Annotated in this window: 13 protein-coding genes and 1 pseudogene; 8 read left to right on the forward strand and 6 right to left on the reverse strand. The window is 38.0% G+C overall.

The features are described from left to right. Positions 1-52: 52 nt before the first annotated feature. From B5D47_RS09380 to hrpB, 4 genes are read left to right on the forward strand one after another with little or no spacing between them, the layout of a single operon-like run. Positions 53-892, forward strand: coding sequence for an ABC transporter permease (locus B5D47_RS09380; protein ID WP_078931584.1), 840 nt, complete (start codon positions 53-55; stop codon positions 890-892). 1 nt (position 893) lies between these two features. Continuing rightward, entirely contained in the window at positions 894-1,688 is a 795-nt protein-coding gene (locus B5D47_RS09385; protein WP_159443520.1) for an ABC transporter ATP-binding protein, read from the forward strand. Next, complete coding sequence (locus tag B5D47_RS09390) at positions 1,681-2,442, forward strand: ATP-binding cassette domain-containing protein (RefSeq protein ID WP_159443521.1); 762 nt, start codon at positions 1,681-1,683, stop codon at positions 2,440-2,442. The genes B5D47_RS09385 and B5D47_RS09390 overlap by 8 nt, the downstream gene beginning before the upstream one ends. Before the next feature lie 2 nt (positions 2,443-2,444). Beyond that, on the forward strand, positions 2,445-4,910 hold the full coding sequence (hrpB, locus tag B5D47_RS09395; protein ID WP_078931587.1) for an ATP-dependent helicase HrpB: 2,466 nt from the start codon (positions 2,445-2,447) through the stop codon (positions 4,908-4,910). A gap of 9 nt (positions 4,911-4,919) precedes the next feature. Here the strand turns inward: hrpB and B5D47_RS09400 are convergent, their stop codons facing one another. Both B5D47_RS09400 and B5D47_RS09405 read right to left on the reverse strand, forming a co-directional pair. Beyond that, positions 4,920-6,497 (reverse strand): glycoside hydrolase family 43 protein, encoded by a 1,578-nt coding sequence (locus tag B5D47_RS09400; protein WP_078931588.1) that lies wholly within the window; start codon positions 6,495-6,497, stop codon positions 4,920-4,922. 141 nt (positions 6,498-6,638) lie between these two features. Then, positions 6,639-7,217 (reverse strand): flavodoxin family protein, encoded by a 579-nt coding sequence (locus tag B5D47_RS09405; protein ID WP_078931589.1) that lies wholly within the window; start codon positions 7,215-7,217, stop codon positions 6,639-6,641. Between the two features lie 468 nt (positions 7,218-7,685). Between B5D47_RS09405 and sfsA the strand changes: the two genes are divergently transcribed. The 3 genes and pseudogenes from sfsA to B5D47_RS11700 all read left to right on the forward strand — a co-directional run. Then, a complete protein-coding gene (gene sfsA / locus B5D47_RS09410; RefSeq protein ID WP_078931590.1) occupies positions 7,686-8,399 on the forward strand; it encodes a DNA/RNA nuclease SfsA in 714 nt (237 codons plus the stop codon). 139 nt (positions 8,400-8,538) lie between these two features. Beyond that, the gene (locus B5D47_RS09415) at positions 8,539-9,234 is read left to right on the forward strand and encodes a DNA alkylation repair protein (protein ID WP_078931591.1); all 696 of its coding nucleotides are present in this window, start codon (positions 8,539-8,541) and stop codon (positions 9,232-9,234) included. A gap of 20 nt (positions 9,235-9,254) precedes the next feature. After that, positions 9,255-9,359 (forward strand): annotated as a pseudogene (locus tag B5D47_RS11700) (IS110 family transposase); the annotation flags it as partial. A 351-nt stretch (positions 9,360-9,710) separates the two neighbouring features. On the opposite strand, the gene B5D47_RS09420 reads toward B5D47_RS11700, so the two are convergent. From B5D47_RS09420 to B5D47_RS09430, 3 genes are all read right to left on the reverse strand, one after another. Beyond that, positions 9,711-9,992, reverse strand: coding sequence for a helix-turn-helix domain-containing protein (locus tag B5D47_RS09420; protein ID WP_078931592.1), 282 nt, complete (start codon positions 9,990-9,992; stop codon positions 9,711-9,713). Further along, complete coding sequence (locus B5D47_RS09425; RefSeq protein WP_078931641.1) at positions 9,989-10,345, reverse strand: type II toxin-antitoxin system RelE/ParE family toxin; 357 nt, start codon at positions 10,343-10,345, stop codon at positions 9,989-9,991. Before B5D47_RS09425 ends, B5D47_RS09420 begins: the two co-directional genes overlap by 4 nt. Positions 10,346-10,421: 76 nt before the next feature. After that, complete coding sequence (locus B5D47_RS09430; protein ID WP_078931593.1) at positions 10,422-10,625, reverse strand: hypothetical protein; 204 nt, start codon at positions 10,623-10,625, stop codon at positions 10,422-10,424. 258 nt (positions 10,626-10,883) lie between these two features. Between B5D47_RS09430 and B5D47_RS09435 the strand changes: the two genes are divergently transcribed. Continuing rightward, positions 10,884-11,213, forward strand: coding sequence for a helix-turn-helix domain-containing protein (locus B5D47_RS09435; protein ID WP_078931594.1), 330 nt, complete (start codon positions 10,884-10,886; stop codon positions 11,211-11,213). 37 nt (positions 11,214-11,250) lie between these two features. On the opposite strand, the gene B5D47_RS09440 is transcribed toward B5D47_RS09435, so the two are convergent. Continuing rightward, on the reverse strand, positions 11,251-11,514 hold the full coding sequence (locus B5D47_RS09440) for a hypothetical protein (protein ID WP_143592670.1): 264 nt from the start codon (positions 11,512-11,514) through the stop codon (positions 11,251-11,253). Positions 11,515-11,576 lie beyond the last annotated feature (62 nt).

Consider the following 11,576-nt stretch of genomic DNA (forward strand, 5'->3'; position numbering starts at 1 on the left):
TTTTCCTTTTAACATAGGAAAAATTTATTTGAATTTTGAGAGGTAGTCAATAATGGATTCAAACATGAAAATTCTTCAAGAAAACCTGACAAAATACTTAAGAAATAAGACATTTTTAACTGGTTTTTGCATGTTTTCTTTCATAATTCTGTTCATGCTTGCAGGAACAATCTGGCTTCCGTACGATCCAAATTTGACAAACGCCGCCGCAAAACTTCAGCCGCCGTCATTTCATCATCTTCTTGGAACAGACTCACTTGGCCGCGATGTTTTAAGCAGAATAATGTTCGGTTTGAGAATTTCCGTAATAATCGGTTTTATTGTAATGATTTTTGGACTTTTTACCGGACTTATTCTAGGATCAATCTGCGGTTGGTTTGGCGGAATTGCCGACACAATCATCATGAAACTTGTCAGCACACAAATGGCTTTTCCTGGAATTCTTTTGGCTTTAATGCTCGTTGCAGTTTTTGAGCCGGACATCAAGGTTACAATTCTGGTTCTCTGCATTATGAGCATTCCCCGCTTTACAAGAATCACCCGTTCCGGCTACATCAAATTTAAAAATTCACTTTTTGTGCAATCCGCAAAAGCCCGCGGTGCTGGAAATTTCAGAATCATGTATATTCATATTTTGCCAAACATTTTAAGCGATCTTCTCATAACCGCAACATTGAGTTTTTCAATGGCAATTTTAAACGAATCTGGCTTAAGTTACCTCGGACTTGGAGTCCGTCCACCATACCCAAGTTTTGGAAGAATGTTGAACGACGCACAGCATTATATTTTTACAAACCCGACAGGAATTATTTTTCCGCTCATTTTTCTGATAATTCTTGTTTTTGGAGTAAATTTAATTGGCGATGGAATTTCGGAAGTAAATGGAAAGTAAAATGAATTCACAAAAATCTTTGCTAAAAATAGAAAATTTGTCAGTTGAATTTTGCTCCAGACAAAAAAAATTTACGGCAGTAAAAAACGTAAATTTGGAAATTTTTCCCGGAGAATTCGTCGCCCTTGTCGGAGAATCCGGTTCAGGAAAAACAATAACCTCTCTCAGCATAATAGACCTTTTGCCGGAAAATGCAAAAATCACTGAAGGAACAATCACTTTTACCGGAAAAAACAAATCAATAATTTTTCAGGAACCCATGACAAGTTTAAATCCGCTCTTAAAAATCGGTAAGCAAATTGAAGAATCAGCGCTCATAAAAGGAATTTCAAAACAAGAAGCTCATAATCAGGCAGAAAAACTTGCAAAAATGACCGGACTTGAAGATACAAAAAAAATTTTCAACTGCTATCCGCACGAACTTTCTGGAGGAATGCGGCAGCGCGTAATGATTGCAAGTGCGCTTATGACAAATCCCGAACTTTTAATCGCAGACGAACCGACAACTGCTCTGGACGTTTCAACGCAAAATAAAATACTTTCGATAATTCAGAACTTAAAGAGTGAATTCAACACCGCGCTCCTTTTAATAACACACGATTTTACAGTTGTAAAAAAACTCTGTTCAAGAATTTATATAATGTACAAAGGAAAAATCGTAGAAACAGGAAAAACAGAAGAAATATTAAAAAATCCTCAACATCCATATACAAAGGCGCTAATAGATTCAATTCCAGATGCAAAAAGACGTCACGAAAAACTTCCTGTACATTTTGGAGAATGGCAAAATGAATAATCCGCAGAAAATAATCGAATGTAAAAATGTTTTTAAATCTTTCTCAACAAAAAATGGAATTACAAATGCCGTAAATGGCGTAAATCTTTCAATAAACAAAGGCGAATGTTATGGTTTAGTCGGCGAATCCGGCTGTGGAAAATCAACCTTAAGCAGTTTAATTTGCGCCCTTCAAAAACCAGATTCCGGAGAAATTCTATTTGAAGGAAAACCTGTCAAAGATGAAAAAACTTTCCGGCTCCACTGCCAAATAATCTTTCAAGATCCCTATTCTTCACTAAACCCAAAAAAGAAAATCAAATCAATAATCGAAGAACCGCTAATAATTCACAAAATCGGCAAAACAAAACTAGAACGCAGCAAAATGATAAACGAAATGCGCACTTTAATCGGACTTCCACCAGATTCTCTCGAAAAATTTCCACATCAGCTTTCTGGAGGACAAAGACAGAGAGTCGCAATTGCCAGTGCAATGATTTTAAATCCGGAATTTGTAATTTGTGATGAATGTGTAAGCGCCCTCGACGTTTTAATTCAAGCCCAAATTCTAAATCTTCTCAAAACAATGCAAAAATCAATGAATTTGACATATCTTTTTATAAGTCATAATTTAAACGTTGTTGCTTACATGGCAGACAGAATCGGCGTCATGTACAAAGGTCAAATTATCGAAGAAAAACCGACCGATGAGCTTCTGTCAAACCCGGAACATCCGTACACAAAAACTCTTCTGCAGGCAGCAGGAATTGAATAAAAATGTTTATAAACGAAAAAATTAAAAATCTTCCCATAACTCCTTACCTTGAACAAATTTGCCAAACTCTAAAAAATTCTCCGTCAAGATTTTTAGTTTTAACAGCACAAACCGCCGCAGGAAAATCAACCGCAGTTCCACTCGCACTTTTAGAAAATTTTAACGGAAAAATTCTCATGCTCGAACCAAGACGGCTTGCAACAGTCGCACTTGCAGAAAGAATTTCTTCACTTATCGGAGAAAAAACAGGCGAAACTGTCGGCTACACATTGAGTTTGGAAAGCAAAATATCTCAAAAAACCCGGTTTGAAGTTATAACCGAAGCAATTTTGACGCGCCGTCTTCAAAATGATCCTCTTTTAGAAGACACAAATGTAGTAGTCATCGACGAATTTCATGAACGCTCTGTACACGCAGACCTTGCACTTGCGTTTTTAAAAGAAGCAATGTCTCTGCGCGACGATCTTTTCGTTATAATAATGTCGGCAACAATAAATTCAAAAAGAATTGCAGAATTTTTGTCACAGCCAGCCGCTCCAATTATGGAAATTCCTGGCAGACAATTTCCAGTAGAAATCATTTATAAAGATAAAATTTCAGTAAAAAATGCTATTTTAGAAGAATTTTCACAATCGATAAACGACCGTTCGTTAGTTCAAAATCAAAACAGAACCGACTCAATTCTTGTTTTTCTTCCGGGCATTGCAGAAATCAACAATCTCCGTTCAGAATTAGAAAATTCGCTTTCCTCGACAGAAGCTGAAATTTTAACCTTACATTCTTCGATTCCATTGTCCGAACAGAAAAAAATTCTCTCAGAAGTTCCAATTTCTTCTCCAAGACGAATAATTTTATCATCATCAATTGCAGAAACCTCTTTAACAGTTCCAGGCGTTACAACAGTAATCGACAGCGGACTTTCAAGAATCAACAAAATGAACATTTCGCTTGGAATGGAAAGACTCGTAACCGAAAAAGTAAGTCAGTTCAGTGCCGACCAGCGTGCAGGACGCGCAGGAAGACTTATGAGCGGACGTTGCGTCAGACTTTGGAGCAAGTTTGACATTCTCAATAACGAAATTCAACCAGAAATTCTCCGCTGCAACCTTGCTTCTCTCGTTCTTGAATGTGCAAAATGGGGTTCAACAAAAATAGATTCATTTTTCTGGCTGGATTCTCCGTCAAAATCCGCATGGAACGCCGCGACAACGCTTTTAACAGAATTCGGCTTTTTGGAAAACGAAAAAATCACTCAAAATGGAAAATTTGCCCTCGAACTCGGAATTGAACCTCGACTAGCCTGTGCTATTCTTTACGGAAAAAAAACAAATCATCTTGAGGAAGCCTTGAATTTTGCCCTAAAATTCAGCCAATACGGAACTGCAAATGAAGAACAAAAGAAAAAATTCCTTTCGATATTAAAAAAGCGCATAGAAAAGTGCAATTTTTCTTCAAGCACAAGCGGATATGAAGAATTTTCACAAACCGAACTTTTGCTCTCCGGATTTCCAGACAGACTCGGAAAAAAACAGCCCCTTGAAGAGCAATCTTTTTTTAAAAATGCCGCGCAGACTTTATATCAGTTTCCATCTGCCCACAAGGCGGTTCTTTCAAAAACGTATCAGGAAAGTCCAGAATGGCTCATTGCTCCAGAAGTAAATGCAGGAAGTTCAACAGGAAAAATTTATTCCTTTGAAAAAATCGACTCAATTCAACTCGAAAACTGGCTCAAAAATCACTCTGAAATAACAGAAGAATTGGAATTTGACAAAAAAAATTTTTCCGCAAAAAAAACACAAAAAACTTCTTACGGCGCAATCCTTCTAAAAGAAAAAAAATTACCTGTTTCTCCACAGGATTTTGGAAAAGCACTTTGCGCAGAAATTCAAAAAAACGGTCTTTCAGTCCTTCCATTTGATAAAAAAACTTTTGACTTTTTACTTCGCACCCAATTTTACGCAAACCATATTGAGCCGGAACTTTTTACACAAATTGAATCTCTGCAAAAAAACGCAGAAATCTGGCTTTTACCGTTTATAACTTCCAGCAAAATTGACGAAAACATAGTTTTTGACGCTCTTTTTTATTTTTTAAACGGAACAAAAATCGACAGCTCAGTTCCTTCATCAATTATTCTCGAAAATGGAAAAAAAGCAAAAATAAAATACGAAAGCCGGCTTATCAGTTCAGGAATTTTGAATATCGGCGATTATTTAACTAACGTTCGTTTGTTAAACGTCATTCCGATTCTCGAAATCATAATCCAGCAAATTTTCGGCTGTTTTTCAACTCCCAAAATCTCGGGAATTCCTGTGCTTTTAAAGCTTCTTTCTCCGGCCCGCAGACCTCTGCAAATCACCGACAATCTGGAAAATTTTTGGTCTGGCGCCTGGATAGAAATCTGCAAAGAAATGAAAGGCCGTTATCCAAAACATAACTGGGACTATAGACTAACGACCGATAGTTAATCCACACATTTAATGCCTTACTTTTATTGACTTAAACAAAGCGCTGCCGTTTTCGTCAGCATTCGCATTTCCTATTGCGTAAATTCCGAACCGGCCTCCAACCCAATGCGCGCTTTCTGTTGTAAAAAAATCACTTTTCCATTTAAAAGAATTTTTCAAGCCCATTCCTGTTTTTACAGTAAATTGAACTGCGCCCGAATATGTGCTGAACGAAATAAAATCCATTCGAATTTTTACCGGTTGATTTTCGTTTTTCAATTTTAAATGTTCGCGATAAACTTCAATTTCACTTCTAGTATCGTCCGTCAAATCTTCATTTTTCGATTTTAAATAAACAAAGTCAAAACCCGCAACCGTTTTTTCAATCGCCACAGAAGCATATTCATCTGCAAGAAAAATCATTCCCGCACGAGAACCATTTGGCAAACTGCTTACGTCAAGAACAGCTTTTAAATAAAAATTTTCATACTGAATTTTTTGAGTTAAAACATTCGAAGAATTCCATAAAACTGGAAAACCGTTTTGATTTTTCGAACCGCAATGCAAAACAGCCAGTCTAAAATTTTCCGCATCCGGATTAAAACTTCTTTCAGCCTTTGCAAATTTTTCAGAATGATTTCCGCTCCACTGCCATTCAAGGCCACAATTTTCAAAAGCGCAGACTGGTTTTTTAAAAGGATTTTTCAAATTTTTTAGGATACTAGATTTCGGCGACCTGAATTTTAAAACCGGCTCTCCAGGCATAAGACCTGTTTTTACAGAAGTTCCCATCAAAGGCCAGTCATTTTTCCACAAAACCGGTTCAAGATGAACAATTCTTCCAAAAATTCCACGGTCCTGAAAATGAATAAACCAATTTTCTCCAAAAGGAGTTTCGACAAAAGCGCCTTGATGCGGTCCATTTATTCCAGACTCGCCTTCCTTCAAAACAATCTTGTCTTCCCACGGACCTTCAGGATTTTTAGAACGCAAAACCGTCTGCCATCCTTCCGTAACTCCGCCAGCCGGAGCAAAAATATAATAAAATCCGTTTCTCTTGTAAACTTTCGGTCCTTCCATCGTCGGATGCTTTTCAGTTCCGTCAAAGATAATCTTATCCTCGCCTTCGCAAACCTTAAATTTTTTATTAAACCTTAAAACCCCGATTTTACTGTTAAAACCACAGCGGCTTTTTGCATAAGCATGATAAACATAAGCATTTCCATCATCATCAAAAAAAAGCGCCGGATCAATAAAACCTTTCGCCTTATAAATCAATTTAAGAGGAGACCATTTTCCAAAAATATCATCTGTTTGAGTTAAAAAAATTCCTTCATCAGGCAAACCAACGATTATATAAAAAATTCCCTTGTGATACGAAAAAGAAGGTGCCCAAATGCCTTTCGCATTTTGAGGAAAATTGTATTGTTCAAGCGGAATATTTTCAGCCGCATAATTTATCAGTTTCCAATTAACCAAATTTTTAGAAAAAAGAATCGGCAGCCCCGGCGTAAAATTAAAACTCGAAGCCACCATAAAATAATTTCCACCAACTCGAATAACATCTGGATCTGAATAATCACACAAAATAATCGGATTCTTATACATTGCTCTAATTTTATGATTTTCCGGGCGTTCCGGCAACTTGTTGCCGTCGGGAGTTCCAGGGTTCCGGCTTTCGCCTGCATTGCTCCACTACGTTCCGCAACGGCTTTGCCGCCCTTCCATTCCCTTACGCTTTTTTTTTAATTAACGAATAAAGCTCGTCATCACTTTATCAACCCAAACCGGCTGAGTAACCGAAGACTTCCCGGCTTCAATGGATTTTAAAAGCCAGGCCATATTTTTTCCTAGCATAGTCAAGGTCTGCACACCTTCCTCGTCCTTAAGAACGTCTTCTGGAGTCTTCCCGTGAATTTCATTCCAATAGCAGCTGGTTACAATTGGCATAGCACTGTAAGCAAAGTATTTGTTTATAACATCAAGAGTAGCAGTATTGCCCGCCCGACGACAGGTAGAAACGCTGGCAGCCGGTTTAAACCGCAAATCGCCTCCCGCCGCAGCCCAAAGCCTGTCCATAAACATAACCAGTTCCCCGCGAGGACTTGCCCAGTAAACAGGAGAGTCAAAAACAACCCCCTCCGCCTCCTGAACCTTCACAGCCGCCTCATTGACCACAGACTCAATCTCACCGTTAAAAATCCGTCTGCCAACGTTCATAATTTCAGCTTCGATTCCTTCAGCCTTAAGAGCCTCAGCCACCAGTTTTAACGCCGTAAATGTACAGCCATCATTTTTACGACTGCCGTTAAACAAAACAACCTTCATAAAACCCCCAAAATCTGGTTCAACTTAAGTTTTTTTAATTTGCAACCTTTGCACATTTTATTGAAGAATAAATTAAATCACAATAACAGTCTGTTTTTACAGTCTAATTTTAAATTTTGTCCGAAAAACCTAGGGAAGTGCTGATTAACACTTTGAAGCGATTAATCAGCACTTCCCGTCAAATTGCCGTAACTGCGACTTACAGTCAGCGACTTACGGACAATTAGCTACATTTAAGGTTAACACTGAAAAATCCTCAATAGGATTTATTCAGTGTTTCCCTAGCCCGGGCCGGAGCAGCTGATAAGTCCCAGGCACTGGTACCTGGGATGGAGCGAAAGCGGAACTGCGGAGCGACCGGCTTGACGGTGGATATGCTCCAAAAAAACTGCATTACCTGCTTTTTGTCTATCTAGCCCCACAATGCCTTTTTTACTATACTTTTAGTGAAGTTAATACAGTAATTTTATGGAATACGAAAAAATTGTTTCGGGAACCTTTATAGACCGGCCAAATCGTTTTATTGCCCATGTAAACATCCAGGGTCAGACAGAAACTGTTCACGTAAAAAACACAGGCCGTTGCAGAGAACTTCTTGTCAGCGGCTGCCAGGTCATTTTAGAAGATTTTCGCGGCAGAAAGGAAGCCAAAACCAGAAAGACCCAATTTGACCTGATTGCAGTTTATAAAAAAATCCACAAGACAAATCCTCTTTTTAAAGACAATGGACTTCTACTAATCAATATGGACAGTCAGGCACCAAACAAAGTCGCAAAAGAATATCTTTTAACTCAAGATTACGACATAATAAAGCCGGAATTCACCTATGGAAATTCCAGAGTTGATTTTTATATGGAAAAAGGAAACCGCAAGTTTTTAATGGAAATAAAGGGCTGCACTCTGGAAGAAAATGGAAAAGGCTTATTTCCCGACGCCCCCACCGAAAGAGGAGTAAAGCACTTAAAGGAACTGACCACAGCAATAGATGAAGGTTTTGAGTGCATCCTGGGGTTTGTCATACAGATTCCCGGTGTAAAAGAAGTTGCTGCCAACATAAAAACCCACCCAGAGTTCGCACAAGCCCTGAAAGAAGCAAAACAAAAAGGCGTAAAAGTCCTGTTTTTAGAAACCGCCGTCAAAGAAAATTCCCTAAAAATCCTAAAAGCCACACAAGAAATGTAAACTCCGGCACAGCTTCCTTCTCAGGATTCCTCTTCAATCCTTACTCCAAAATTCCCCAAAACCGTGTTATACTTTTCTCAGGCAAATACCCTTATATAAGCCCCCTTACGACTTTTAAATAAAACCTATGCAGGAAACTATGACAGACTTACAAAAACGACTTTTTGAATTTCGGGATGAAAAAAATGCGGCTTTTCAGGCAAAACTTACACCTACAGTTCCAGCAGACTCCTTCCTTGGGTGCCGGGTGCCGGATTTACGGAAATTTGCAAAAGAGTTTTCAAAGGAAGAAGGCTGGCAAAATTTTTTGAAGGAACTTCCCCACAAATATTACGACGAAAACCTTCTCCACGGATTTTTGCTGGACAGTTTTAAAGATTTTAACACCTGCCTTTCCGCAGTAGAAGAATTCCTGCCCTTTGTAGACAACTGGGCCGTGTGCGATACCATGCGCCCCAAAATTTTCAAAAAGCATCTGCCAGAAATAATGGAAAAAATAAAAGTCTGGATAAAAAGCGAAAAAACTTACACCGTGCGCTTTGCAGTGAATTTACTAATGTCCCTGTTTCTGGATGAAGCCTTTGAGCCTCAACAACTTTTTATGCCCCTCCAGATAGAATCCGACGAATACTACATCAAAACGATGATAGCCTGGTACTACGCCACCGCTCTGGCCAAACAGTGGGAGCCCACCATAAAAATCCTGGAACAAAAAAAACTCAACCCCTGGACCCACAACAAAACAATCCAGAAAGCCCTGGAAAGCTACCGGGTTACAGCCGAACACAAAGAATACCTTCGCACGCTAAAAATCCCCCCGACCCGCAGCCACTAAGTGTGCGTAGACCGCAACATAATAAAATCGGAAATGTGCATCTCAAATGGGCGTTTTCAGAAGGTGCAGTTCTCTTTCTCCGTAATAATGAACGTGGCCAGAGGTGGCATGATAAGCTTGTGCGGCGAGCATCTCGCATACATCGCTTCGCGCCGTTTGCATGAGAAGAAATTATTTAAGTCGCTGCTCTCGCGGCTTGCACATAACAGAAGCGTATACGGCGGGAGTTTTGAAAAATGAAAATTATATGCGGCTTAGACTGTCCCTGCCGTGACCGACTATATGTGTTTGATTCAGGACGCTTTTCCTGGAATCTTTTTTTTGAATTGCGATACAGGCTTTGCTTTTTTATTTTGAACGGGAACTTTATTTTTCTCTCACAAGAAAGACTGTTTTTTTCTAAAAAAACAGCCCTAAGTTGTATTTTTTTGGAATTAGTATTGACAACTTGGGGCCTTATATGTGTTAGGTTTTACCTATCTCAACTGCAAAACCAGTTTTTTACCAAGAACATTGGCCGCTTTAGTCAATGTTGCAAGAGTAACAGAATCATTATATGGATTTAAAAGTCTGTCCAATGCCGCACGAGAGGTGGACATTCTCTTAGCCATTTCAGTTTTGTTAATATTCTGTTTCTGCATTTCTTCAAGTAAATTATATGAAATTAAACGTTTGATTGCTTCATTTTTTACTTCTTCAGCAATACCTTCTTCTTCGAGAAAATCATCAAAAGAACTTCCTACATAAGCTTTATTCATTTTTGACCTCCTAAAACCAGAGATTTTCTTTTCTTTCCCAACTCCATATCATCTTTTGGAGTTCTCTGTGTCTTTTTTATAAAAGCATGAAGTAATATCATACTTTTGCCACTGACTGTAAACATTACACGGCAGATTCTTTTATCAGAAATGCTAGACCTGACTTCCCATAAATCAGTATCAAGTTTTCTGACTGTCGGATAACCTATAGGCCATAACATTTCAACCGCCATGATATCAGCACCAACAGATTTTTTATCTTCTGGTGTCAATACCTTCAGGAAATCTCGTACAGGCTCATTGTTTTGTTCTGTTTTGAAAAATTCTACTTGCAGTTTCTTTTTGATTTCCATGTTAATAATGTACCATATTTGATACATGTTGTCAAATAAAAAAGGCGGGCTTGTCCCGCCGTTGAAAAAAAATCACCTATTTTTTTGAGAACCAAGATTCTGATAATCCAGGAATATTTTTAAAACCTTTAGATTCTATACTTTTCTTTAAGTCAAAAACATTAGCTTTTGTTTTATATCCTTTATCCACATTGTCTAGTCGATAACCTTTTAAATTAACTAGTTTACCCGATGAATCTCTTACAAAAAGATCTCTAATAATTTCAAAACATTCAAGCATATAAAAATCCTCCTTTGGATTTTACCCATTACGGCGAAAATTCTGTCGGAAGATTTACCTTACTAACAGCAAGTGACGCAGTGCGCCATCAACCTAACATAATTTCTCCGTATCCGCAGTAATTGAGTGTTAATCAAACCTCAAATTTAAAAAAGATGTTTTATTATACACCCTAAAATGTCATATTACAACACTTTTATAATTATAATGTCGTATGCAATCATTCAGAAAGTACGCTTATAGTTTAAAAATATAAGAATGACTTGTGATGATATTAAAAAAAGACTTGGAGAGAATGTAAAACGAATACGAAAAGAACAAAGACTTACACAATTTCAGCTTGCAGAAAAAGCAGAACTTTCGGAAGAAACTGTTAAAAACATCGAACTTTCAAGGTGCTGGACCAGCGACAAAAATCTTGCAAAACTTACAAAAGCACTTGCAGTTGACATTCACAGTCTTTTTTTGCCGGTCAGCGAATCTTTTGACAGCGATTCAGAAGATTCTGTCATAATCAAAAATGCAATAGCAGAAAACATAAAACATTATGTAGATTCCGTCTTGAAAGAAATTACAAAAAATCACTGATTTTCAAAATACTTTCAAAACAATTTTTTTAAGTCATTCAAAACAGCAGATTCAAGATGAAAATCTTTTTAAAAATCTTAAACTTCTTCGACCACGGTATTTTCTGCTGGAAGTTCACAGGTAAACACACGCCTTGTAGCATTAAAAACATCTTTGCAATCCGCCGTAAAGTCTTTTCCTGTTTTTTCAGTTTGTCCTTTACATTTTTCAAGGAAGGTTTTGTTTCTACAAAATCAGAAACCATCTTACCGGCAAACATAAACCGCAAGTTCAATTCCGTCAGTAAAAAATTTTTTTTCAAACAACCCCCAAAAAAAATCCCGCCACACCCGGCAAAACCGGACACAGCGGGATTTGTTTTCA

Source organism: Treponema berlinense, from assembly GCF_900167025.1.
GTDB classification, from domain to species: Bacteria; Spirochaetota; Spirochaetia; order Treponematales; family Treponemataceae; genus Treponema_D; species Treponema_D berlinense.